At 62.2% G+C, this 22,918-nt stretch carries 22 protein-coding genes; 11 read left to right on the forward strand and 11 right to left on the reverse strand.

From position 1 onward, the window contains the following. Window positions 1-19 precede the first annotated feature (19 nt). Complete coding sequence (locus CGL56_RS09755; protein WP_099106351.1) at window positions 20-1,372, forward strand: HTTM domain-containing protein; 1,353 nt, start codon at window positions 20-22, stop codon at window positions 1,370-1,372. Here the strand turns inward: CGL56_RS09755 and cysM are convergent. Genes cysM through CGL56_RS09770 form a run of 3 tightly spaced genes read right to left on the reverse strand, consistent with a single transcriptional unit; the run spans window position 1,362 to window position 3,863 of the window. Continuing rightward, window positions 1,362-2,234 (reverse strand): cysteine synthase CysM, encoded by an 873-nt coding sequence (gene cysM, locus CGL56_RS09760; RefSeq protein ID WP_099106352.1) that lies wholly within the window; start codon window positions 2,232-2,234, stop codon window positions 1,362-1,364. The two genes, CGL56_RS09755 and cysM, sit on opposite strands and share 11 nt — an antisense overlap. Then, window positions 2,231-3,340, reverse strand: coding sequence for a helix-hairpin-helix domain-containing protein (locus tag CGL56_RS09765; RefSeq protein ID WP_099106353.1), 1,110 nt, complete (start codon window positions 3,338-3,340; stop codon window positions 2,231-2,233). The genes cysM and CGL56_RS09765 overlap by 4 nt, the downstream gene beginning before the upstream one ends. A gap of 13 nt (window positions 3,341-3,353) precedes the next feature. Next, window positions 3,354-3,863 (reverse strand): DUF1761 domain-containing protein, encoded by a 510-nt coding sequence (locus CGL56_RS09770; RefSeq protein ID WP_099106354.1) that lies wholly within the window; start codon window positions 3,861-3,863, stop codon window positions 3,354-3,356. 144 nt (window positions 3,864-4,007) lie between these two features. Here CGL56_RS09770 and recN point away from each other — a divergent pair, with 144 nt between their 5' ends. Further along, the gene (recN, locus tag CGL56_RS09775) at window positions 4,008-5,672 is read left to right on the forward strand and encodes a DNA repair protein RecN (RefSeq protein ID WP_099106355.1); all 1,665 of its coding nucleotides are present in this window, start codon (window positions 4,008-4,010) and stop codon (window positions 5,670-5,672) included. A 4-nt stretch (window positions 5,673-5,676) separates the two neighbouring features. On the opposite strand, the gene CGL56_RS09780 is transcribed toward recN, so the two are convergent. Together CGL56_RS09780 and CGL56_RS09785 are read right to left on the reverse strand one after the other, a co-directional pair. Further along, the gene (locus tag CGL56_RS09780) at window positions 5,677-6,525 is read right to left on the reverse strand and encodes a methyltransferase domain-containing protein (RefSeq protein ID WP_245184032.1); all 849 of its coding nucleotides are present in this window, start codon (window positions 6,523-6,525) and stop codon (window positions 5,677-5,679) included. Continuing rightward, entirely contained in the window at window positions 6,525-7,454 is a 930-nt protein-coding gene (locus CGL56_RS09785) for a methyltransferase domain-containing protein (protein ID WP_099106357.1), read from the reverse strand. Before CGL56_RS09785 ends, CGL56_RS09780 begins: the two co-directional genes overlap by 1 nt. A gap of 135 nt (window positions 7,455-7,589) precedes the next feature. Here CGL56_RS09785 and ppk1 point away from each other — a divergent pair, with 135 nt between their 5' ends. From ppk1 to CGL56_RS09820, 7 genes are all read left to right on the forward strand, one after another. Next, window positions 7,590-9,668: a polyphosphate kinase 1 gene (gene ppk1 / locus CGL56_RS09790; RefSeq protein ID WP_099106358.1), complete on the forward strand. Its 2,079-nt coding sequence runs from the start codon at window positions 7,590-7,592 to the stop codon at window positions 9,666-9,668. Next, on the forward strand, window positions 9,665-10,246 hold the full coding sequence (locus tag CGL56_RS09795; RefSeq protein ID WP_099106524.1) for an acyl carrier protein phosphodiesterase: 582 nt from the start codon (window positions 9,665-9,667) through the stop codon (window positions 10,244-10,246). The genes ppk1 and CGL56_RS09795 overlap by 4 nt, the downstream gene beginning before the upstream one ends. Continuing rightward, window positions 10,239-10,709, forward strand: a complete 471-nt coding sequence (locus CGL56_RS09800) for a type I restriction enzyme HsdR N-terminal domain-containing protein (RefSeq protein ID WP_245851959.1) — start codon at window positions 10,239-10,241, stop codon at window positions 10,707-10,709. The genes CGL56_RS09795 and CGL56_RS09800 overlap by 8 nt, the downstream gene beginning before the upstream one ends. A gap of 12 nt (window positions 10,710-10,721) precedes the next feature. Next, the gene (locus CGL56_RS09805; protein WP_167641562.1) at window positions 10,722-12,224 is read left to right on the forward strand and encodes an ABC transporter ATP-binding protein; all 1,503 of its coding nucleotides are present in this window, start codon (window positions 10,722-10,724) and stop codon (window positions 12,222-12,224) included. 42 nt (window positions 12,225-12,266) lie between these two features. Beyond that, complete coding sequence (locus tag CGL56_RS09810; RefSeq protein ID WP_099106360.1) at window positions 12,267-12,869, forward strand: hypothetical protein; 603 nt, start codon at window positions 12,267-12,269, stop codon at window positions 12,867-12,869. 69 nt (window positions 12,870-12,938) lie between these two features. Beyond that, the gene (locus CGL56_RS09815) at window positions 12,939-14,114 is read left to right on the forward strand and encodes a geranylgeranyl reductase family protein (protein ID WP_099106361.1); all 1,176 of its coding nucleotides are present in this window, start codon (window positions 12,939-12,941) and stop codon (window positions 14,112-14,114) included. Next, window positions 14,111-14,347, forward strand: coding sequence for a 4Fe-4S binding protein (locus CGL56_RS09820; RefSeq protein ID WP_099106362.1), 237 nt, complete (start codon window positions 14,111-14,113; stop codon window positions 14,345-14,347). Before CGL56_RS09815 ends, CGL56_RS09820 begins: the two co-directional genes overlap by 4 nt. Here the strand turns inward: CGL56_RS09820 and CGL56_RS09825 are convergent. Genes CGL56_RS09825 through CGL56_RS09845 form a run of 5 tightly spaced genes read right to left on the reverse strand, consistent with a single transcriptional unit; the run spans window position 14,292 to window position 19,416 of the window. Further along, window positions 14,292-15,338: a threonine aldolase family protein gene (locus CGL56_RS09825; protein ID WP_099106363.1), complete on the reverse strand. Its 1,047-nt coding sequence runs from the start codon at window positions 15,336-15,338 to the stop codon at window positions 14,292-14,294. The two genes, CGL56_RS09820 and CGL56_RS09825, sit on opposite strands and share 56 nt — an antisense overlap. Before the next feature lie 10 nt (window positions 15,339-15,348). Beyond that, entirely contained in the window at window positions 15,349-16,578 is a 1,230-nt protein-coding gene (locus CGL56_RS09830) for an NAD(P)-dependent oxidoreductase (RefSeq protein ID WP_099106364.1), read from the reverse strand. 1 nt (window position 16,579) lies between these two features. Then, window positions 16,580-17,329: a phosphatase PAP2 family protein gene (locus CGL56_RS09835; RefSeq protein ID WP_099106365.1), complete on the reverse strand. Its 750-nt coding sequence runs from the start codon at window positions 17,327-17,329 to the stop codon at window positions 16,580-16,582. 18 nt (window positions 17,330-17,347) lie between these two features. Next, a complete protein-coding gene (locus CGL56_RS09840; RefSeq protein WP_143470674.1) occupies window positions 17,348-19,054 on the reverse strand; it encodes an LptF/LptG family permease in 1,707 nt (568 codons plus the stop codon). A 35-nt stretch (window positions 19,055-19,089) separates the two neighbouring features. Further along, window positions 19,090-19,416 carry a hypothetical protein gene (locus CGL56_RS09845; RefSeq protein WP_143470675.1) on the reverse strand — a complete coding sequence of 109 codons (327 nt, stop codon included), beginning with the start codon at window positions 19,414-19,416 and terminating at the stop codon, window positions 19,090-19,092. An 87-nt stretch (window positions 19,417-19,503) separates the two neighbouring features. Between CGL56_RS09845 and lysA the strand changes: the two genes are divergently transcribed. Continuing rightward, window positions 19,504-20,757, forward strand: coding sequence for a diaminopimelate decarboxylase (gene lysA, locus CGL56_RS09850; RefSeq protein WP_099106367.1), 1,254 nt, complete (start codon window positions 19,504-19,506; stop codon window positions 20,755-20,757). Beyond that, window positions 20,757-21,572 carry an MOSC domain-containing protein gene (locus CGL56_RS09855; protein ID WP_099106368.1) on the forward strand — a complete coding sequence of 272 codons (816 nt, stop codon included), beginning with the start codon at window positions 20,757-20,759 and terminating at the stop codon, window positions 21,570-21,572. The genes lysA and CGL56_RS09855 overlap by 1 nt, the downstream gene beginning before the upstream one ends. A gap of 11 nt (window positions 21,573-21,583) precedes the next feature. On the opposite strand, the gene CGL56_RS09860 is transcribed toward CGL56_RS09855, so the two are convergent. After that, the gene (locus CGL56_RS09860; protein ID WP_099106369.1) at window positions 21,584-22,840 is read right to left on the reverse strand and encodes a tetratricopeptide repeat protein; all 1,257 of its coding nucleotides are present in this window, start codon (window positions 22,838-22,840) and stop codon (window positions 21,584-21,586) included. Window positions 22,841-22,918 lie beyond the last annotated feature (78 nt).

The raw sequence follows: 22,918 nt of genomic DNA on the forward strand, positions 1-22,918 counted from the left end.
CCGCGCTTACCGCCGTGTTATGTCGCTCAAGCAAGTCTTTTGCCCATCCGGCGTAGTCCCGATTTACACCCTGGTGTGGCTGCGGATCGCGCTTGGGCTGCTGGGTGCTGGCGACATTCTCGGCAATGGCATCTACTACCACTGGATCCACGACGCCTATTCCGGTTTTACCTTCCGCTACTACGGCTTTGAGTGGGTACACCCGCTGCCGGAACCGTGGCTGAGTGTGTTCTTCCCCGTCGGATTTCTGTTGGGGCTCGCCGTGGCGGCCGGCTGGCGGTTCCGGATCACGGCGCCGCTGTTCGCCCTGTGTTTCACCTATCTGTTTTTGCTGGAGAAGGCCCACTACCTCAACCACGCCTACCTCTTCGTGTGGCTGGCCTGGTTGCTGGCCCTTACGCCGGCCTGGCGGGAATGGTCGCTGGACGTCAGGCGCGATCCGCGGCAGTGGTCGCCGGTAGCCCCGCGGTGGAGCGTGTACGTGTTCCCCCTGCTCATGGGGCTGGTCTACTTTTTCGGAGGGATCAACAAGATCAACCACGACTGGCTCCTCGAGGCATTACCCCTCCACCTCTGGCTGGCCGCCCGCGCTGATATGCCGGTGCTGGGGCCGGTGTTTGCCCTGAAGTCCACGGCCTACGTCATGGCCTGGGGCGGGATGCTGCTCGACCTCCTGGCCCCCTTTCTGCTGCTGCACCGCCGGTTGCGCTGGGTAGCGCTCGCACTGCTGTTGTTCTTCCACGCGACGAACCACCTCATTTTCAACATTGGCATCTTTCCCTACCTCTCTTTGGTGCTGACCAGCCTGTTCTTCGCTCCCGACTGGCCGTTGCGCTTCGTGCAGTGGCTGGGCCGGCGAATTCCCCGGGTAGCGGATTGGCGCAGCCGCTGGCGCGCCCGACTGGGAGAAGCGGTGTCGCCGGACCGGCTCTGGCACCCGCGCCCCGCCGCCCTGGTACTGCTGGTGACAGTGCATGCCCTGCTGCCGCTCCGCAACCACCTCTTCGGATCGGACGTAAACTGGACCGAGGAAGGGCACCGCTACAGCTGGCGCATGATGCTGCGCACCAAGCAGGGAAACGGGTTCTACCGGGTGGTGGACGAACAGGGCATGAGCCGTAATGTGTTCCCCTCCGACAGCCTCGACGACCGGCGGTACAGCAAACTGGTGACCCACCCCGACATGATCCTGCAGTACGCCCACCACCTCCGCGATGTTGCCAAGGGGCCGGTGGAGGTATACGGTCACTTCAAGGTGCGACTGAATGGCCGGTTGCGGCAGGATTTCATCGACCCAAAGGTGGACCTGGCGCGCACGGAATGGGAGTGGTTGAGGGCCAAACCCTGGGTGCTGCCGGAGATCAGAGAGTAGACAGGTAGCGGTCGCCGCGGTCGCAGATGATGCACACGATGAGGCCTTCCTCCAGTTCGCCGGCGAGGCGGAGGGCGGCGGCGGTGGCTCCTCCGGAACTGGTCCCGGCAAAGACGCCGCACTCCCGGGCCAGGCGGGCGCTCATTTCCACGGCTTCCGTTTCGCTGACGTCAATCTTGCGGTCCACCTGACTGTCGTCGTAGATCGCCGGAACGAACTCCGGACTCCAGCGCCGGATCCCGGGGATGCTGCTACCGTCCGTGGGCTGTACGCCGACGATCTGTACCGCCGGAGACTGTTCGTGCAGGTAGCGTCCGGTTCCGGTAATGGTTCCGGTGGTGCCCATACTGCTCACGAAGTGAGTGATTTGTCCGTCGGTGTCTCGCCATATTTCCGGTCCCGTGGTCCGGTAGTGGGCCTTCCAGTTGTCGTCGTTGCTGAATTGATTGAGTTGGACGTACTCCCCGCTGTCCTCCATTTCCTGGGCGAGTTCGCGGCTGTACTCGATGGTGCGGTCGGCCGGGGTCAGTAGCACTTCGGCTCCGTAGGCCCGCATGGTTTTGACCCGCTCTTCGGTACTGTTCTCGGGCATGATGAGGGTGACGGGGATGTGAAGACTGGCCGCGATCATGGCGATAGCGATACCGGTGTTCCCACTGGTGGCTTCGACGATGCGCTTGCCGGGACCCAGTTCACCCCGCGACAGCATCCCCTGCACCATGCTGAAGGCCGCCCGGTCCTTCACCGATCCGCCGGGGTTCTGTCCCTCGAGCTTGCCGTAAAGCTTGATCTTGGAGTTCTCCTGGAGGGTGGAAAGGTCGACGAGGGGGGTGTTGCCGATCAGGGAAAAGAGGTGGTTCATGGGTCAAAGTTCAGGTAGGGCAACAGCTCACTGAGGTTTTCGGTGGACAGGGCCCGCACTTTTTTCAGGTCTTCCGCTGAATGAAAAGGGCCGTGGTTTTCGCGGTAGCGCACGATCACCGTAGCCGTGCTCCGCTTCAGCAGGGGGTGGCGGGCGAGTTCGTTGGCGTCCAGCCGGTTGATGTAAAGGGGGCGCAGGATGGGGCTACCGCGGAGGCGGGGGGCAATGGTGGTATACACTGAATCGGGTAGCCCGTAGGTGGTTCCTACCTGAGCTACGGTGGCAAATCCCCCCAGTGCTTCCCGGTACTTCACGATCCGTTCGGCGCGGTAAGGGCCTATGCCCGGCAGTTGGGTCCAGTCCACCACCGTGGCGCGATTTATGTCGACATAAACCAGCGTATCTGTTTGCTTTCCAGGGGTGGCGGCGGGCGCGGGTTCCACGGACGGTTGAACTGCAATGCGAACGAGGTCGAGCACCGCGGCCAGGTGTTGACTGTCCAGGGCGCTCACCCGCAACAGGTCTTCCGGCTGGCGGAAGGTTACCGGCCGGTAGCTGCGGTACTTCAGCAGGGCGTTCGTTTCCCGTTCGCTGAACCCCAGTCGGCGAAAGCTGTCGGCGGATACGGTGTTGGGGTCGAAGAAAAACCGCTCCGCGGGTACCTCGGCCGCTGCCGGGCGGTTTTCCGGGTCCGCCACTGTGGGGGGCAGGTAGGCCAGGTTCTGTAAGTGACTAGCCTGGTCGGGGTGCAGTACCCGGAGGCGGCTGATATCTTCGACCGTGCGGAAGGGGCGCTTTTCACGGTAACGCACCCAGGCCGTGGCTTGGCGGTCGCTCAGTCCCAGCCGCCGGAGGTCACGGTGGCTGACGGTATTGGGGTCGAAGGGAAAGTCCTCCCGGACGTTAGCCGGTTTATCTGACTGCGATGCGGCGGCCAGCCGGAGTTGCTCGGCGGCGGCCAGCAGTTCACCATCCTGGTGGTCGTAGTCCTCCGGTCCTGGCGGCCCCGACAGGCGGGTCAGTCCGTAGGCTCCCGCCAACAGCAGCAGGAGCAGCATCAGGCCGCCGCGCTGGTTACGGGTATAGGTCCAGGGTGAGGTGGACAAAACGACCGGGAATTCAGGCGATTTTCAGAAAGGCGCAGAGCACGCCACCCATCAGTCCGAGGGTGATCGTCCAGTAGCCGACGTGGATGAGCACGTAGTTCCACCGCCGCCGTTCGAAGAGGGCGTTGATGGCCAGGATGCTGCCGACGAAAGCGATCGCCATGAGCGCGCCGTGAAAAAATCCGTGGCCAAAACTCCGGTGGAGGTCGTACATCCCGGTGGTGGTGTCGAGGGTCTCGAGCTGCTGCATCAGGGCGCTTTCGGCTACGCCGTAGCCCTCCTGCATCATGAACAGGCTATCGATGCTGGTCTGGTGAATCACCAGGAAAGGCAACAACAGGGCGATCAATACGCTGAAGAGGTAAGCCATGCCGAAGATGACGGCCATATTCCCCCGCTGCAACTTTTCCGCGTCCAGTCCGGTGGCCTTCATCCACATGCCGCCGACCACTTTTTCATTGTAATAAATGGACCCCACCAGCATGGGGATCAGGGCGGTGAGGGGGTAGAGCCACCAGTTCATAGGCAATCAATTGTGAGTGTGTCGAGTGAAGCTAACAATTAATTCCCGGAAGCCAGAAGGGGTTAAAAAAACAGAATCGGGGAAATCACGTTTCGGTGGCCGTACTTTGAGTTGTAAATTTGGGCTTTTCCAACAAATACGTCTATGATCAAACGGCTGCACATCCGCAATTACGCCATCATCGAGGAGCTGACCCTGGAGTTCGCTACCGGCCTGAGCATCATCACGGGGGAAACCGGTGCCGGTAAGTCCATCGTGCTCGGCGCCCTGAACCTCATCCTTGGCGGGCGCGCGGACACCAAGACGCTGTTCGACGACAGCCGCAAGTGCATCATCGAGGGGCGTTTCGACATCGCGGCCTACGACTTGCGGTCCTTCTTTACCGACAACGACCTGGATTACGACGCGGAGTTGATCATCCGCCGGGAGATCACCCCCTCGGGGAAAAGCCGGGCGTTCGTAAACGACACGCCGGTAAACCTGAAGGTGCTGCAGGAGCTCGGAAGTACCCTCATCGACCTCCACCAGCAGTTTGATACCCTGTACATTAACAACAGCGACTTTCAGCTGGAATTGCTCGATGCCCTGGCCGGACAGCGGGACGCGGTGCGGGAATACCGCACGGAGTACCAGCGGCTGCAACAGACGCGCCGCAAGCTGGCCCAGCTGCGGGAGGAGCAGGCCCAGGCCCGCCGGGAGCAGGAATTCCTGGAGTTCCAGGTGAATGAGCTGGAGGAAGCCAATTTGCGGGAAAACGAGCAGGAAAGCCTGGAGGCCGAACGCCACCGGCTGAGCAACGCCGACGAGATCAAGCAGCTCACTTCCGGAGTATTCCACTACCTCACCGAGGCCGACGAATCGGTCACCGACCGCCTGCTGGCCATCTCCGTGAAACTCACCCCGCTTTCGGCCGGCGACCCCCAACTGCAGTCCATCGCCGAACGCTTCGAAAGCATCCGACTGGAGCTGGAAGAAGTGGCCTCGGACCTGGAGGCCTTCGGTTCCGACACCGACGTAAGGCCCGACCGGCTCGAGGAAATCGAGGAGCGACTCAACCTGCTCTACCGCCTGCAAACCAAACATTCCGTCAAGACCAATACGGAATTGTTGGAGATCTACCGGGAGCTCTCCGCCCGGCTGGATCACTTTTCCGACCTGGGCGGCAGCATTACCAAACTGGAAAAGGAACAAGACCAATTGCGGGCCCGCCTCGTGGACCAGGGCAAGCAACTGCGCAAGGCCCGCGAACGGGTGGCCCCGGACTTCGCCGCCAACGTGCAGCAGCAGTTGGGCGAACTGAGCATGACCAACGCCCGCCTAAAGGTGGACTTTACCCCGCTACCCGAGCCGGGACCCCACGGACTCGATGAGGTACGCTTCCTGTTCAGCGCCAACAAGGGGGGTAAACTGCAGGCCATCAAGGATGCCGCCTCGGGAGGTGAAATGTCGCGCCTCGCCCTGGTGACCAAAAGCCTGGTCGCCTCCGCCATGCAACTGCCCACCCTGATTTTTGACGAGATCGATTCGGGCGTAAGCGGAGACGTAGCCCAGCGCATGGGACGCATCCTGACCGACCTGAGCCGTCACCACCAGGTAGTGGTGATCACCCACTCCCCGCAGGTCGCCAGCCGTGCCCATCGCCACTACTTCGTATACAAGACCGACAAGACGGACGCCGAGCGCACCATTACCCGGGTGCGTGAGTTGGACGGTGACGAGCGGGTGCGCGCCATCGCGACCATGCTGAGCCAGAACCCACCGAGTGAGTCCGCCCTCAAGAACGCCCGCGAACTGATCGAAGCGGTGTAGGGCCTCAGCGACCAGCGCTTAGTACGCCGTAACGGATGGCGCCGCTGGCGAATCCCCGCCGCATATACTTCATGGCCCAGGCACCGGCCAAGGTGCCCTGTCCGGCCCGCAGCAATCCGGGCCAGTTGCGGGGATCGAGTCCGCTGCGGATCACGGCCCCCCAGAAGGGTTCCACCGCGGCGGACCAGTCGTCCATCCGGACGTGGGTAAGGCCGGCGGCCGTGGCCGCCGCTTCCAGCTCCGAGAGGCTGACCAGGGGCGGTAGGTGGTACAATTCGCAAATCTGGTGCAGCGTATACTGGTCGGAAGGGGAGAGGTAGGGCGGTTCGTCGCGGTGGCACCAGGTGGCCATGAGGAGCCGCCCGCCGGGGCGCAGCAGACCCTGGAAGAGGCGGAATAGCCCCTCCTTGTCTTCCATGTGTTCGGCGGATTCCATGCTCCAGATCAGGTCAAAGCGGCCGCTCGTTTCCGGGGTAAGTTCGTAGACGTCCTTGGCGATCAGGTTGACGCGGTCGGAGAGGCCCTCCCGCCGATTGAAGGCATTGCCGCGGTGGGCCTGCACCGGACTGAGGGTTACGCCCAGGCCGTGGGCTCCGGGGTATTTCTGGGCCAGGTAGCGGCTGCTGCCGCCTACGCCGCAGCCCGCGTCGAGGAAGCGTTCCACTTCCGCTTCAGGGGGCAAGCCCCATTCCAGCAGGGCCTCAATCATGTCGATCTGGGCTTGCCGGTGGCCTACCTTCCGCTTGCCGTCGGGCCCGTAATAGCCGTGGTGCATCTGTTCTCCCCAGGTGTCCAGCCACAGGGGAGTGGACTGGTCGTAAAAATCGCGGATCCGTTCGTTCAGTTCATCCATCACCAGCGCCGCCGCAGGATGGCCCGGCCGATGAAGAAGGCGGTGACGACGCCCAGGCCGTAGAGGACGGCTTTCTGCTCGCGGTTCAGGGGCTGGTATTCACCTTCCACACCACGCAGGGGGGCGGTGACGTGGGCCATCAGCGCCATGGGGATGAAGAGGAATCCGGCGGTAGAGCCGAGAATGAGACGTCCGGTCAGCAGCAGGTTGCGGCCGAGCCAGCCACCTTCGGGCTCGGCTTCCACCAGCGAGCGGGTGCTGCGGCGGGGGCGGGCGTTGGGGCTGGGGCCGGGGCGGTTCTTCTTGCCGACCATGGCAATGGCGTAGCGTTCGTTCTCCTGCCAGTGGGGGCGTACGAATACCCAGTCGATGTCGGTAAAGCCCGCCTGGTGGAAGTAGAGGTGGTAGTCGTTCTCGGGGGGGAACAACATCCAGGTGTTGGCGATGAAGCGGCTGACGGGGTTCTTGGGTTCCAGGGGGCCGATCAGCAGGGCTTGTCCGCCGGGTTTGATGACGCGAAAGGCTTCCTCGATCGCCCGCTGGGGATCGGGCCAGTATTCGATGGAGCCGGCTGAAACGTAGCGGTCGAAGGTATCGTCGTCGAAGGGGAGGTTCTCGGCGTCGCCTAGGCGGAAGCGGCAGTCGACCAGGGCCGGTTTGACCATGGCCCTTTCCATCTGCTGGGGACTCTGGTCCAGGCAGATGACGTTCTTCGCCGGGACCCGCTTGACGATCCCTTCGGTAGTGAAGCCGGTACCCGAACCGACGTCGATCACCTTGAGGGATTCACCATTGGACCAGTCGACGATGCCGAGGGCTTTTTCCCGCATCGGTTCCGTCCAGAAGAGGGGGTTCACCAGCTTATCGTAGAAGTTGGACAGGTAGCGGTAGAACCAAAAGGCTTCCCGCTTATGCTGCATTAGTCTCATGGGCAAATCAGTTGCTGGTTTAATACTTGGAAGGCTGGTTTGTTCGCGGAAATATACCGGCTCGTGGGACAATCGCTACCTTGCACCTGCGTTCGCGCCCCTGTTATACCTTTAGGTTGCTAACCCATTCCTCCCTTGGCAAAAGAATTAGTCAAACGCGATTCCTCCTGGCTGGATTTCAACGCCCGGGTGCTGCAGGAAGCCGCCGATCCGCGGGTGCCGCTCTACGAACGCATCCGCTTTCTGGCCATCTACAGTGCCAACCTCGACGAGTTCTATCGGGTCCGGGTCTCCTCCCTGCGGCAATTCAAAAAACTGCCCAAGACGGAGCGCAAGGAACTCTTTGATTTCAAGCCGAAAAGCGAGCTGAAGGCCATCCGCCGCAAGGTTTACCAGCAGCAGGAGGAGTTCGGGCGCATCTTCCGCGACGAGATCCTGCCCCAGCTGCGCGACGAGAACATCCACCTGATCCACTCCGATCAGATGAACGCGGAACAGCGATTCTTTGCTGCCCACCACTTCGACAAGAACATCCAGCCCCACCTCGAACTCCACTGGCTGCCCACCGAAGGGGAGGAGGCCGGCGACCGCGAACTGCCCTTCCTGGACGACGGGCAATTGTGTCTTGCCGTCAGCCTCAACGAACCCGAAGCGGAGGAAACGGGTGAGGTAGCCCTGGTACCCCTGCCAATCAACAAGACGGGGCGCTTCCTGCTGCTGCCCAGCCCGGCCGACGACCCGGAGGGCTACTACGTCATCTTTACCGACAGCGTGGTGCGCGCCAATCTCTCCCGGTGGATGGATCGCCGCGTCGATTTTGGCTACAGTTTCAAACTCAGCCGCGATGCGGAGCTGTACATCGATAATGAATTTGACGGCGACCTGCTGCGCAAGATCGAGCACAGCCTGACCACCCGGGACCTGGGCCTGCCCACCCGCTTCCTCTACGACGGCGACATGCCCAGCTGGATGCTCACCCGCCTGAAGAAGGCCCTGAACCTGTCGAAGTACGATATGATCCCCGGGGCCCGCTACCACAACTTCAACGACTTCTTCACCTTCCCCCAGCCCCCCGGGCGGGAGTACCTGGCCTACGAGCCCCTGCCCCCGCTGCCGCACCCCAAGCTGGAGGGGGCCGAAAGCCTGATGGACGTAATCCAGGCGACCGACATCCTCCTCAGCTTTCCTTACCAGAAGTACGACTACATCCCCCAGCTGATCCGGGAAGCGGCGGACCACCCGGAGGTGCGCAAGATCCGGATCACCCTGTACCGCGTGGCCAAGAATTCCCAGGTCGTTGCCAACTTGCTGTACGCCCTCAAGCAGGGCAAGCAGGTAGAGGCCTTCGTGGAGGCCAAGGCCCGCTTCGACGAGGCCAGTAACCTCTACTGGGGCAAGGAGATGACCGAAGCGGGGGCCTACGTCCGCTACAGCTACCCGGCCGTGAAGGTGCACACCAAGCTGCTCCACATCGAAAGGCGCACCGAGGACGACGATACGATCCACTACAGCTACATCGGTACTGGCAATTTCAACGAGAAGACCGCCAGGCTTTATACCGACCACGCCCTGCTGACCTGCCGGCCTGGACTTGGCAAGGACGTGGAGCGGGTGTTCGACCTGCTCCGCGGCAAACTCATCCTGCCGCGCTGCAAGCACCTGCTGGTGGCCCCCTTTAACCTGGAGACGGAATTCCTCAACCTCATCGACCGGGAAATCGCCATCGCCCGCGAGGGCGGGCACGCCTACGTCTTTCTGAAGATGAACAGCCTGGAGGAGGAAACCATGATCAACAAGCTGCGGGAAGCGGCCCGGGCGGGGGTGGAGGTACGGCTGATCGTGCGTGGCATTTGCCGGCTGGTCCCCGGTAAGCGGGAGAACATCCAGATCATCAGCATTATTGACCGCTTCCTGGAACACGCCCGCATCTTCATCTTCGGCAACAACGGACAGGAGAAGGTGTACATGGGGTCGGCCGACTGGATGAACCGCAACCTCTACCGCCGGGTGGAGGTGGTCACCCCGATCTACGACCACCTCATCAAACTTGAGTTGCGGCGCATCATGGACATGCAATGGCGCGACAACCAGCGGGCCCGCCACATCTCCGACCGCCAGATGAACCAGTACCGCAAGGCCGTGGCCGGCAACGGCACCTTCCGCGCCCAGGTGGACATCTACAACTACTATAAGCACCAACTCGAGCACGTTTGAATTTTCTGGCGCACCTGGCACTGTCGCATTATTCCGCTGACCTGCAGGTGGGCAACTTCATTGGTGACCTGCTGCGGGGGCGGGGAGAAGTGGATACCCTGCCGGAGGGCATCCGCCGGGGGGTGGAGCTCCACCGCCGCATCGACCGCTTCACCGACGCCGACCCAGACGTACGCCGGCTGAATGCACGGCTACGTTCCGCCCACGGCCGCTACGCCGGCGTGATCAGCGACGTGGCCTTCGACCATTTCCTTTTCCTCAACTGGGAAGCGCTCGGGCCCGCGCCCTTTCCCGCCTTTACCCAACAAGCCTACGACCGGCTCCACGCCGCCCGCCCGTTGCTGCCCCGGCGGCTGGTGCCCCACGTGGACGGTCTGACCCGCCACCAGTGGCTATCGGTCTACACCAGCGAGGAGGGGATGGCCGACGTGTTTCGCCGCATGCTGCCGCGCCTCAGCCGCCCCGAGTTGCTGCGGGGGGTCAACCAAAGCCTCCAGGAACACCACGACGCCTTCAACCGTACCCTGCTGTTGCTGTTTCCACGGCTACAAGCGCTTGCCCGAACCTATCGTGACTGATCCATCTTCCCCCTACGCCATTGACCTGCGGCTCGAACGCTTTTCCTCCCAGCTTTCCGTGAAGCTTGGCGGGAACCAGCGCCACGTGCGCTGCGAGATCCGCCGCAAGTGGTTGGTGTTGCAGCCCGAGGAGTTCGTCCGCCAGCTGCTGCTGCACTTCCTCATCAAGGAGATGCGGTACAACCGCAACCGCATCACCGTGGAGCGGGGACTGGCGGTGAACGGCGCCGCCCGGCGCACCGATATCCTGATCTTCGATCAGCAGATGCGTCCTTTCCTGTTGATCGAGTGCAAAGCGCCGAAAATTCCCCTCACCACCGAGGTTTTCCGCCAGGCGGCTCACTACAACGGGCCACTGCGCGTACCTTACCTCATGATCTCCAATGGCCGGGAATCCTACGTGGCGGCCATTGACTATGAGGCCCGGGACTATCAATTGCAGCTGCAGGTGCCGGAGTGGTAATTCTTGACGCCCGTGAGTGAACTACTTACCGTTACTGATTTCAGTTTGTCGTTCCCGGCCAATCCCCGCTTCGTCAGGGACCTCTCCTTCTCCGTAGCCCCCGGTGAATCGGTGGGCCTGGTTGGCCCCTCCGGTTCCGGCAAAAGCCTGACGGCCTTCGCCCTCCTGGGCTTGCTCCCGCCCAAAGCCCGGGTAGCAACCGGCAATGCGTTATACCACCCCAAGGCCGGCGAACCGGTGGACCTCCTGTCCCTGCCGGAAAGCATTCGAACCCGCGTGCGCGGCAGAGAGATAGCCTACATTTTTCAGGAGCCCCAGTCGGCCCTCAATCCGGTGGTCAGCTGTGGCCGCCAGCTGCGGGAGGCAATTCACCGGCTGGGAGATTCCGCCTGCAACCTGGATGAGGCGGTAGCGGAAACCCTTCGCAAAGTGGGGTTGGACGCCCTGGGCAACCGCATCATGCACGCCCTGCCCCGGGAACTCAGCGGCGGTCAATTGCAGCGCCTTCTCATCGCCATGGCCCTGGCCGGCCGTCCGCGGTTGCTGATCGCCGATGAACCCACTACGGCCCTGGACCTGGTCACCCAGGCGGAGATCGTTCGCCTGCTCGACGACCTGCGTGCGGAGCACGATATGGGGTTGCTCTTTATCGCCCACGACGAGGAACTGATCGAGCGCGTCACCGACCGCCAGGTATCCATCCGGCGGCCAACGTCTACCGTACGGAAGTTCCCTACACCGGGCGCGGCCGCGGGTGCCAATCCTACCCCAGAAGCCCACCAGGACCTGGTACTGCAGGTCAGCGACCTTACCATCCGCTACGCCTCCGCTGAAAGCCCGGTGATTCGCGACTGTTCCTTTGCCATACGCCGGGGAGAATGGGTGGGCCTCATCGGCCCCAGCGGCTGCGGAAAGAGCACCATCGCCAGCTGGCTGGTTGGCTTGCTGCCCGCCGAGGCGGGCCAGTTGTTGGCACCGGGGGGCAGCGTGCCCGCCTCGGCTTCCGGACCGGAGATCCGCCGACTGGCGGGCGGGCAGATCATTTTCCAGGATGTCTACGGCTCGCTGAATCCATCCCTTACCGTGGCAGCGGCCCTTAAAGAAGCGCTGGCGGCGGAGAGTGCAGAAAGCGTAGATGACCTGCTCAACAGCGTGGGGCTCCCCCCGGCCGACTTCCGCGGGAAGCTGCCCCACGAGCTGAGCGGTGGACAGCGACAGCGGGTGGCCATCGCCCGGGCCCTGGCCGCCCGGCCCCGGGTGCTCATCTGCGATGAAGCCCTCTCCGGCCTCGACGTGCCCCTGCGCCGGGAGGTGGTCGAGGTGATGGAACGGGCCTGTCGACCCCGGGGGGTAGGGGTGCTGTTCATTACCCACAACCTGCGGCTGGCCACGTCGTGTACTACTTCCATTCTGCTGATGGAGAACGGGACGATCGTGGAGCGGGGGTGCCCCCGGGCCATCCTCCAATCCCCGGAGAGTGAGCTGGGGCGGCGTCTGGTCGACAGCCTGATCTGAGGGGGTGCAAACCAAAGGTCCCGTCAGGGGCGTTATACCGGCATGAAACAATCCGTGCTGGCCGCCTTCCTTCTGGCTCCCCTGTTGCTGGTCTCCCAATCCTACGACGCCGCACTCGGAATCCGGGTCGGTACGGAGTGGGGCGCCACCGCCCAGCTGCGGTTGCCGCAGATCCACAAGAACTTCGTGTTGGAAGGCATCGTCCTATCCTCCCTGAACGAGGACGAAGGCACGCTCACCCTTTTGGGCAAGCAACACCAGCCCCTGCTCAGTCGACGGCTGAACCTGTTCTACGGTGCCGGAGTACACGCCGGTTGGAGCAACGAAATCGACGGGGAGACGGGCAACCCCTTCGACGGACCCAAAGGGATTACCGGCATCGTCGGGATGGAGGCCACATTCGCGCGGGTGAACGTCAGCTACGACTTCAAACCGGCCCTCAACGTGGTGGGTGGAGAATCGGTACTCGACACCCATACCGCGGTCAGCGTACGCTATGTCATCGGCAAGCGGTACAGTATCTGGAACCGCGACAAGGAGAAGGAAATCCGCAAGCGCCGCCGGGCCAAGGACCGCGAACGGCGCCGGGAGGAGCGCGATCGCGCGGGAAAGCGGTGGTTCCAGGTCTGGAAGTCGGGCAATTAGGACAAGCCGGGCCACCCGGCGCTGAACACCCTTCCCCGGTCCGGGTTTGGCAGTAGACAAACCCTCTCTATGCCCCCAGTAGATTACGATGTAGTCATCATTGGTGCCGGACCGGCCGGTTCCACTACCGCCCGGTTTGCCGCTACCGCCGGATTGAAAGTACTTTTGGTTGACAAGCGGCAGGAGCTGGGCGCTCCCATCCAGTGCTCCGGCGCGATCAGCCGCCACGCGCTGGAACAAGTGGGAATCACGCCGGACGAGGAATTCATCCACGAAGCGATCTACGGCTTTGCCATTTACGACGAGACGGGAAACCGGGCCGTCCACGACTACCGCAGCCTCAAACCGGAGGAATACGGTTCCGAAGCCGGGAAGCGCCCCCTGGGCTACGTGGTGGACCGCCGGCGATTCGATCGCTACCTGATGACCCAGGCCGAAAGGGCGGGAGCGGAAGTCTGGCTGAAGACCGAAGGGCTGGGGTATACCCCCCAAGCCGATGGCCTTTGCACCGTGCGACTGCTCCGCTATAACCAGGAAATCACCCTGAGGACCCGGGTGGTGGTGGGGGCTGACGGATTACAGTCGCAGGTCGGGCGCTGGGCCGGCCTACAGACCCACATCAAGATCACCGAACTCGCCGGCTGCCTGCAGTTCATCGTCGATGGGGTAGAGACCGAAGGACTGCTGGAGATTGTCACCGGCCACGAATGGGCTCCGGGGGGCTACGCCTGGGTATTCCCCAAGGGACACGGTTACGCCGAGATCGGACTGGGGGTGATTGCCACCATGACCGACCAGCCCGCCCGCTGGCACCTCGATAAATTCATGACCCAAAGTTTCTTCCGCGACCGCTTCGCCAACAGCCGCATTCTGGAAGTACAGGGTGGGGGAGTGCCCCTGGCCGCCCCACTGCGGACACAGTTCGCCGACAACCTCATCCTGGTAGGCGACGCCGCCCGTCACGTGAATCCCATCACCGGGGGCGGACTGCACACCGCCGTGGCGGGGGGTAAGATCGCCGCCGATTTTCTGTCTGGCCACCTGGCTGACCAGCTGCCGCTGCAGGCCGGCGCCCTTGAGGCCTACCAACGCCTGTGGCTGAGTGAACTGGGCGACAAAATGTGGAAGCTTTACGGCATCAAAACCGATATCTTCCACAACATGAACATCCCCGAGCGGAACCGGCAACTGTACCTGACCATGGCCGACTACTTTAGCCCCACCTCCGAATTTAAGAAGATATGAGCAAGCAGCAACCGGTATTGTTTCACATCGGCTGGAACGCCTGCATCAACTGCGGGGCCTGCGTGGCCATTTGTCCGCAGGAGGCGGGCTTCGTGAGTCCCTTCGACACCATTGCCGTGGACCGTCCCTGTGACATCGCCTGCCTGCTCTGCGAACAGATTTGTCCGGTAGATACGATCACCCACGAACGGGTTGGGATACCCGTGGCGTCAAATGGTGTAAACGGTCAATAACGAATTCGATCTGCGCGTCGTCGACGCCCAGGTGGGTGGTGAAGCGCACGGTCTGGGGCCCAAACGGTGTGGCCTCGATTCCTTCCGCCCGCAGTTCAGTCAGGAAATCGGCGGCCGTAAGCTCCCCGGCCAGGTGGAAGATGCAGATATTGGTTTCCGTTTTAGCTACGGAAGCTACGTAAGGCAGATCGGGCAGGACGGTCGCCAGCCGGCGGGCCCTGGCATTGTCGTCCCGCAACCGGTCGACGTGGTGCTGCAGCGCGAATATTCCCGCCGCGGCCAGGTAGCCGGCCTGTCGCATCCCTCCCCCGAACACCTTGCGGTAGCGCCGGGCTTCGGCGATTAACTCCTCGCTGCCCAGCAGCAGACTGCCCACCGGGGCGCCCAGGCCTTTGCTCAGGCAGATGGATACCGTATCGAACAGGCTGCCCCAGGCAGCGGGCGATTCGCCGGTTTCCACCAAGGCATTGAACAGGCGAGCGCCGTCGAGGTGAACGGCCAGTCCGAATTCCCGGGCTTCACTGACCAGCTGTGACGCCTCGTCGAGGGTATAGATGCTGCCACCTCCCTTGTTGCAGGTGTTCTCCAGGACCAGCAGCCGGGTGCGCGGGAGCCAGTCATAACGGGGTTTCACCGCCGCGGCCACCTGCCCCGGCAGCACCTTTCCCCGTTCCCCCCGCAGCAGGCTGATGCTGACGTTGGACAGTAAGCTGTACACCCCGCCTTCGTATTGGTAGATGTGACTGTTCTCCTCGCAGATTACCTCATCCAGCGCGCGGGTATGACACTTGATTGCCAGTTGGTTGGTCATGGTTCCCGACGGACAGAACAGCGCCGCCGGCATCCCAAACAGCTTGGCGGCGAAGGCTTCCAACTCGTTCACCGTGGGGTCCTGGCGAAAAACGTCGTCGCCCACGGGGGCGGAGAACATGGCCTCCAGCATTGCCGGCGTAGGTTGGGTGGCCGTATCGGAAATCAGGTTGACGGTCATCTTCTGGAGGTTAGGCGGGGTGGACGCCGGCGGCAAAATCCTTGAGATAGGTGAAGTGGGGACCGAGCTCCCCGTCCCGGGTAATCGTGGCCCGCAGCAAAATGTCGCTCTCCGGCCGGGTGAACTCCGGCAGGATCTTGTCCATGAAGGTTTCCCCGAAGGCCTGGCTGGCGTCCCGGGGCAGCTCGCTGGGCAGGTTGTCCACCGACATCACGTCGACCACATCGGAGGTGTAGGGAGACGCCTCCTGGGAGGTGCGTGGCTGATAACCGAATACGGGGTCGGCAATGGTCGTAGCCCTCAGGGTGGAGGGTACGCTGGCGGCCGGCGCGATGTCGCAGGTCACGTCAGCGATCGTCTGGATGCGAAAATCGGCAGCTTCCATGTCGGCGGCGGAAAAGAAGGCCGGTGCCCGGCCATCCCAGAAAATGCCGTTGATGAAGATGTCCGCCGTTGCGCAGTAGGGGCCGAAGCGGCTGCGGTACTCTGCGGAGTGGGCGTAGAAGTGGCTCCGCTTCACGGCCTTGCCGGAGGGGTGCTCTACGTAGTCTTCCACGGCGAGCTGGGTAAACACGGGCTCCGTCGCGGGCTCCAGGAACTCCGCGGGGCTCACCTTGCGGAAACCCATATCGCGCAGCACCCTCGCGGCACCCGCGCCCACGCGCCCGGTGCCCGTAAGGACAACCTTCACGGGGGGCAGGGACAGCGCAGCGTACACCGGTTTGACGGCGGCGTAGTCGTGGAGGTCCTTCAGCCGCGGCAGATCGATGCTGCCCGTGCGTTTTCCAAAGGCCCAGACGGCGTTGTGGGCACCGACCATCCCCGCCCAGTAGCCGAAGGCGATGAGCCGGCGGCCCCGGTCGTCGGTAAGGTATTCGTAGTCAATGTGGCGGATACCCTTGTCGAGCAGAGCCCGCAGCAGCCCCTGGTTATAAGGCTGGAACTTGGCCACGTGGGCAAAGTTGCAGTAGGTTTTCCCCGGAACCAGGCGGCTGATGGGCACCTCCTTGATGCCCAGCAGGATGTCCTGGGTAGTGATGTCCTCGCGCACCGGTACGCCCAGACGGGCATATTCCTCGTCGGGAAAGCAGCGGTGGGGGCTGGTTTGTACGACCACGTCCCAACCCCGGCTGATCAGGGCAGCCGCCTGCCTGGGGGTGAGGGGAACGCGAGCGTCGGGTGGGCTTTTGTCTTCCCGGACGACGGCCAGGGAGGGGAGGGTAGTTTGGTTAGGGGGCATATCAGTCGGGCGTAATGTTCTCTTCGACGGGGGGAACCCGCGATTTGCGTGTCCACCAGATTCCGTCGTTGAGCAAGGTACTATCGGGAAAAACCTTCCACTGCAGGAAGAACATAAGAATGGCAATCAGCAGCCCAATGAAGGCCCCCGCGGTCACGTCCCTCAGGAAGTGATAAAGGAGATACATGCGGCTGAAGGCTACCTCAATGGCCAGCAGAAAACACAGGATGCTGATGAGCACCTTGGGCCGCCGCACATTGAAGCAAATGAAGCTGTAGAGGGCAAAGGCCGAGGCGGAATGCCCGCTGGGGAAACTGGTGTCCCCCCAGTTGCGCATGTTCTCCTCGAAGAGGTTCAGGTCGTTCCAGGTGGTCTCGAAGTTGTCGAAGAAATACCGCATGGGGCGGGCCTGGGCGAAGTAAAGCTTGAGCAGTCCGGTGAACACCGCAACCGCCGCTCCGGTGGCCGCGGCAAATATGGCCGTGCGAATGCGGTAGGTAAGGGCCACCAGGATCACCACCACGTAGGCGATGGGTTCTCCGAGCCGCGTCCCGTTGATGAATACCAGGTCCCAGGTAGGAGTACGCAGCTGGTTGATGGCGATAAGTGCTTCTCCCTGCTGCCGCGTCAGTACCAGGTAGAGGTTAGCCAGGATGAGCAGCAGCACCCCGAGGAGGAAGTAGCGGTTGGCCCGCAGAAAGGTCCGCAGGCGCAGGCTGGGCGGCGTGAAATGACGACGGGTGAACGGCATAGGGCGAAGGTAGCGAAATTAGGACTTCGCTATCCGACGCCGCAGGGCCGCTACTTGTTTGCTGTCGCGGGCCCGCCGCAGGGCATTTTTCGCCCGGTCGGTGTCCACCAGCTTGGCGTCGTTCATGGCGCTGTAGGTGATCCACAAACTGATGGGGAAGAGAATCAGGCACGGCAGCCAGCCCGCGAATACCCCGCTGACCACGAAGCTCTCGGCGAGCTTGCGGCAGAAAATCGTCAGGATGATGAAGATGACGAAAAAGATGATGCTCACCAGGATGGGATACCCAAAGCCCCCCTTGCGCACGATGGCCCCCATCGGGGCTCCGATGAAGACGAAAATGATGCACACCACGGCCATGCTGTACTTCATGTGCATGTCGTAAACGTGCTTCACCCGCGACTCCTCGATGCCGGGCAGCAGGCGGAGGGTCGACTGGGCCTGGGCCGTGACGGAACGGATGCTGGAACGCGCGCGGTTGTAGATCCGGGAGTGGTCCGATTTCGGCAGGCTGTCGAGCAGGCTGCGCACCCCGTGCCAGGGGGAGGCACCCACCACTAGGGGGTGGCGGCGGGCCTCGGCGAAGCGGGCAGCGCGGCGGGTTTCCAGTTCGGCCTGTCGCTCCCGCAGAAAGCGATGGCGGACACTGTCCGAGGTGTATCCCCGCTCCTCGGGCCGGGGAGCGGCGTGAAGCGGGCGATAGGCGGCCTCCAGCAGTTCCATGCTGTCGGCCTCAGTGGTCTCTACTTCTACCACCAAACTGGTATCCGCTCCGGCGAACGCCAGGGGATCATTTTGCTGGACGCGGTAGGTGATGGTGTCCCGCGGTAACTGGGGCAGGTAGGCCAGCAGGTGGTTGCTCAGGCCCTGTTTGCGCACCGCAATATCGGTGGCGATGGAGTCCACGCCCTCCCGCAGTTGCCAGGTGGAAAGCATGCTGCGGTTGGTGCTGAAGAGGGAGGTAGCGTGCACCTCCAGCTGGAATTCACTCAGGTCAAACACCTTGGTGTAGGTGTCGAAACTCGTCCGCATGAAGGGTGCGCTCCGACCTTCCCGCCCGCTGGGTCGCTGCTCGATGTACTGGTGACCGTCGTAGAGCCGCATGATGAAGAAGTCACCATTGTCGGAGGTGTACATCTCGCCGTTGCTGGCGGTGATCTGGCTCAACTCCCCCACGTTGGCCTTGGTGTGGTCGTAGATGAGCACGTCCTCAATGCGGCGACCGTCGTCGCCCCGGTCGCCGAGGCGGATGGTGAACTGGTTGAAGTCTTCGTTGAACACGCCGGGCTCCATGTTGAGCGTCGGCTTTTTCTGTTGGATGTCGTACATCCGGGCCCCGAACTGGAGGTTGGCGGCCGGTATGATGTAGTCGCTGCAGAGGTAGGAGACGCCGGCGCTGATGGCCCCGAAGATGATGAGCATGCGCATGACCCGCAGCAGGGATACCCCGGCGGACTTGAAACTTGATAGCTCGTAATGCTCGGCCAGGTTACCCAGCACCATTACCGAGGAGATCAGCAGCGCCAGGGGCAGGGCCAGGGGCACCAGGCCTACGCACTTGTAGGCCAGCAGTTCCATGATAAGGAAAAAACTGAGCCCCTTCCCGGCGATGTCGTCCAGGTACAACCAGAGGATCTGCATCAGCAGGACGAACAGGGCAATAGCGAAGGTGACGATGAAGGGTCCTACGAAGGACTTCGCCATCAGTTTATCCAACTGCTTCATTGGGCTAAAGACGCCCGAGCCGCGGTATTGTTGTCCTAGCGGTCCTTCTTCGTGTCGTCCTTCAGGTCGTGGTACTCCTCATCGCTCGGGATGTGTCCGCTGTCTTGCATGCGTTCCTTCGTCCGCCGCGCTTCGGCTTCGGTCATGCCTTCGGAGCGGTGACCGTCGATTCCCTCCTGGTTGATATTGTAACTCGTGTCGTTTACGACCTCCTGTCGGGGGTCGCTGTTTTTCAGGTGCCTGGCGCGCTGCGTATATTGAGCTCGCTTGGTCATATAGAATACGACCCCCAGAACGATCAGGGCGCCCAGGATCCACCAGACGTCGCCGGAATAACCATCGGCTTGCAGGAAAATTGACATTTGCATTTATTCATGAAACCTGCAACCCACCTGATTATGTTCATACCTACTCTATCTCGGGACTAAACCCCTGGCAATTTTATCAGCATGCAGTTTAAGAATGGACGCTACACCGTTTCGGGCGTCGACCTGATTTCCCTGACGGAAGAATTTGGTGCACCCCTCTACGTGTACGACGCCAACAAGATGAAAGACCAGTACGACCGCATCCACCGGGCCTTTTCCGGCGTGGAGCGGTTGCGCATCAATTACGCCTGCAAGGCCCTCACCAACCTGAACGTACTGCGGCTGTTCCGCCAGTTGGGCAGTGGCCTGGACACGGTTTCTATGCAGGAGGTCGATCTCGGCCTCATGGCCGGCTTTGACCCCCACGACATCCTCTTTACCCCGAACTGCGTGGGACTCGACGAGGTCAACGAGGCGGTCACCAAGGGCGTGCGCATCAACATTGATAACATTTCCATCCTGGAGCAATTCGGCGACCAGCACCGCGGCGTACCCGTATGTATCCGGCTGAACCCCCACATCATGGCGGGCGGCAACAGCAAGATCAGCGTCGGCCACATCGATTCCAAGTTCGGCATCAGCATCCACCAGGTACCCCACGTACTGAAGGTGGTCAACGCCCTGGACCTGAAAGTGGAGGGACTGCACATGCACACCGGCTCCGATATCCTCGACGCCCAGGTATTCCTCCAGGCGGTTGAGATCCTGCTGCGGGCCGCGACCGATTTCCCGGATCTCGATTACCTCGATTTCGGTTCGGGCTTCAAGGTTCCCTACAAGGAAGGAGGCATCGCCACCGACATCGAGGACCTCGGACAGCAGCTCAGCGAACGGTTCAACGCCTTTTGCAAGGACTACGGCCGCGAGCTGGAACTGATGTTCGAGCCCGGCAAGTTCCTGGTCAGCGAGGCCGGAACCTTCCTCGTACGTACCAACGTAGTGAAAACCACGCCGGCAACCGTCTTTGCCGGGGTCGACAGCGGACTGAATCACTTCATCCGGCCGATGTTCTACGATGCCTACCACCACATCACCAACATCAGCAATCCCAAGGGGAAACCGCGCATCTACACCGTGGTGGGCTACATCTGCGAAACCGACACCTTCGGCATCAACCGCCAGCTCTCCGAGGTGAGGGAAGGCGACATCCTGGCCATGGCCAACGCTGGCGCCTACTGTTACATGATGGCCAGCAACTACAATAGCCGCTACCGGCCGGCCGAGGTGATGGTGCTCGACGGAAAGGTCCACCTCATCCGCCGCCGCGAAACCATGGAAGATCTGCTGAATACCCAGGTCGAGATTCCCGAACTGGTGGAATCCGTCCAGGCCTGATGCAGGTGGCCGCCCTTTACCGATACCCGGTGAAAAGCCTCGGCGGGGAGTCTGTAACCACCCTGCAGCCGCAGGAGCGCGGATTCGCGGACGACCGCCGCTGGATGCTGATCGACGGAACGGGGCGCTTCATTACCCAGCGGGAAAACCCTCACCTGGCCCGTTACTCCGGTCATACCGTTGGCGAGCAGGGATTGCGGGTGATGGAGATTTCTACCGGGGCCACGATTTGGGAAAGCCAGAATGCCCGTCCCGATTTTTCTTCCTCGCTCACGGTCACCGTTTGGGACGACACCTTTCAGGCAGTGGAGGTGGCTGGTTCCACCACCCTGGCTAGTTTACTAGACTTACCCGGGGGCAGGCTGGTGTACATGCCCGCGGAAAGCATGCGACCGGTTGACCAGCGGTACGCCAATCCGGAAGAGACGGTGAGCTTCGCCGACGGTTTCCCTTACCTGATCGCGAATACGGCCAGCTTGGATGACCTCTCCCGCCGGAGGGGCCGGGAGCTGGAAATGACCCGTTTCCGCCCCAATATCGTGATTGATGCCCCGGAGGCATACGCCGAGGACAACTGGGCAACCCTCAGGATCGGCAGCCACCGTTTTCAGCTTCCCAAACCTTGTGCCCGCTGCATCATGGTGACCCACGAACCAGAAACCGGCGAGCGGGATCCCGCCGTGCTTACCACCCTGGCGGACTACCGCAAACGGGGCAAGAAGGTTCTGTTCGGTGAAAATGCCCTCTGGCGGGGCGGAGAAGGGTCCCTCTCGGTGGGCGATCCAGCGGTCGTGGAAGGCTTCAAGAACGCCTGAATTTCTTCCCGTTATTTGGTAGCGGTGCCGGTGGCCTGACGGATAGCTGCCAGGTCGGGGTGGGCACTGTTGGTGCGCTCCGCTTTGGTGAGGTGGTCCAGGGCCTTGTCGTTCTCGCCGCGGGCTACGTATAACCTGGCCAGTTCGCGGTTCACGTCAATGTTGGCGGGGCGGCGGTTGTGCTCCTCCAGCAGGTACTCCAGTGCCTTGTCGTAGTCGGGAAACACATCCTGGTACAGGGTAGCATACTCCAGGTCCATGTTGTGTCCGCTGCTGACGTCGTCCTCCAGCATCTCCAGGATGTCCTGCTCCATAGATTCGAGCTCGTCGGTGCGCCCTTGCTTGCGGTATAGCTTGGCCAGGTCCATGTAGTATCCGACCTCGGGGATGATGTCGCGGGCCTGGATCAGCAGTTGTTCGGCCCTGGCGTCATCGCCCGCATCCTGGGCCAGTTCGGCCTGGGCGGCCAGGGCAAAGGGGTAGTTGGGGCGCTCCCGCAGGAGGGCTGCGTATTCCGCGGCGGCCTTGTCGGGTTGCCCGTAGCGGTGGTACAGTTGCCCCAGGGTCAGTCGGGCCCATGCCGTGGACTCATAGCCCGGCGCGCCCGCACGCACCGCCCGGTTCATGGCGTCGATGGCTCCGTCTATATCCCCGTGGATTTCCCGGAGGTAAGATGCACGGCTGTACGAGCGCAGGTCGGGGCGGATTTCATTCATTTTATCCGCGGCCCGGACGGCCGCTTCGTAATCCCCCAGTTCGACGTTGGCGTCGGCGATGGCACCGTACACCTGGGCGTTGTAGGGGTTGAGGCTAACCGCTTTATTGGCTACCGTCAGGGCCTCGGCAAACTCGTGTTGGGACAGCAGGACGCCGGACTTTGTGGAGAGGGCGTCGAATTCCAGATTCGGGTCCCGGGGCCCCTGGTGGTTCAGCTCCAGAGCTTCGTCCAGCATCGCCAGGGCCGCGGGATAGTAGTGACCGTGCTCCCCGGTGACCCGCGCCTCGTTGATGAAGATCTTGGCGAGGTTGATGCGGGGTTCGATGGCGTTGGGGTTGTCCAGCCGCAGCTGGGCGGCCATCTGGGAGTAGCCGCTCTGGGTCTGGTCCCATTCCGCGGTGGCCTGCAGGGCGGCGGGGCGCGGGAGCAGGGCGGGAATCTCAGGTTCCTGGGCGCGGGCCTGTTGCTGGTGATCAGCACCTTCACTGCAGCCCAGGGCCAACAGGATAAGAAAAGCCAGACTGTTCAGTAGAATGGTAGAGTTTCGCATGGTGGTGTGGTGATGTGGAAGTAAAGCGTGGCACCCCGTCCAGGGGCGGGATACCACGCTTTCGGTTATCTCAAGTTA

Source organism: Neolewinella marina, assembly GCF_002631205.1.
Lineage (GTDB): Bacteria > Bacteroidota > Bacteroidia > Chitinophagales > Saprospiraceae > Neolewinella > Neolewinella marina.

What these genes read in the sequence shown, in the direction of transcription:
- CGL56_RS09845 (WP_143470675.1), bottom strand. Translation starts at nt 19,416, where the DNA reads ATGTCAATTTTCCTGCAAGCCGATGGTTATTCCGGCGACGTCTGGTGG.
- CGL56_RS09755 (WP_099106351.1), top strand. Translation starts at nt 20, where the DNA reads ATGTCGCTCAAGCAAGTCTTTTGCCCATCCGGCGTAGTCCCGATTTAC.
- CGL56_RS09860 (WP_099106369.1), bottom strand. Translation starts at nt 22,840, where the DNA reads ATGCGAAACTCTACCATTCTACTGAACAGTCTGGCTTTTCTTATCCTG.
- recN (WP_099106355.1), top strand. Translation starts at nt 4,008, where the DNA reads ATGATCAAACGGCTGCACATCCGCAATTACGCCATCATCGAGGAGCTG.
- CGL56_RS09810 (WP_099106360.1), top strand. Translation starts at nt 12,267, where the DNA reads ATGAAACAATCCGTGCTGGCCGCCTTCCTTCTGGCTCCCCTGTTGCTG.
- CGL56_RS09785 (WP_099106357.1), bottom strand. Translation starts at nt 7,454, where the DNA reads ATGAGACTAATGCAGCATAAGCGGGAAGCCTTTTGGTTCTACCGCTAC.
- cysM (WP_099106352.1), bottom strand. Translation starts at nt 2,234, where the DNA reads ATGAACCACCTCTTTTCCCTGATCGGCAACACCCCCCTCGTCGACCTT.
- CGL56_RS09840 (WP_143470674.1), bottom strand. Translation starts at nt 19,054, where the DNA reads ATGAAGCAGTTGGATAAACTGATGGCGAAGTCCTTCGTAGGACCCTTC.
- lysA (WP_099106367.1), top strand. Translation starts at nt 19,504, where the DNA reads ATGCAGTTTAAGAATGGACGCTACACCGTTTCGGGCGTCGACCTGATT.
- CGL56_RS09825 (WP_099106363.1), bottom strand. Translation starts at nt 15,338, where the DNA reads ATGACCGTCAACCTGATTTCCGATACGGCCACCCAACCTACGCCGGCA.
- CGL56_RS09780 (WP_245184032.1), bottom strand. Translation starts at nt 6,525, where the DNA reads ATGGATGAACTGAACGAACGGATCCGCGATTTTTACGACCAGTCCACT.
- CGL56_RS09770 (WP_099106354.1), bottom strand. Translation starts at nt 3,863, where the DNA reads ATGAACTGGTGGCTCTACCCCCTCACCGCCCTGATCCCCATGCTGGTG.
- CGL56_RS09835 (WP_099106365.1), bottom strand. Translation starts at nt 17,329, where the DNA reads ATGCCGTTCACCCGTCGTCATTTCACGCCGCCCAGCCTGCGCCTGCGG.
- CGL56_RS09855 (WP_099106368.1), top strand. Translation starts at nt 20,757, where the DNA reads ATGCAGGTGGCCGCCCTTTACCGATACCCGGTGAAAAGCCTCGGCGGG.
- CGL56_RS09830 (WP_099106364.1), bottom strand. Translation starts at nt 16,578, where the DNA reads ATGCCCCCTAACCAAACTACCCTCCCCTCCCTGGCCGTCGTCCGGGAA.
- CGL56_RS09820 (WP_099106362.1), top strand. Translation starts at nt 14,111, where the DNA reads ATGAGCAAGCAGCAACCGGTATTGTTTCACATCGGCTGGAACGCCTGC.
- CGL56_RS09815 (WP_099106361.1), top strand. Translation starts at nt 12,939, where the DNA reads ATGCCCCCAGTAGATTACGATGTAGTCATCATTGGTGCCGGACCGGCC.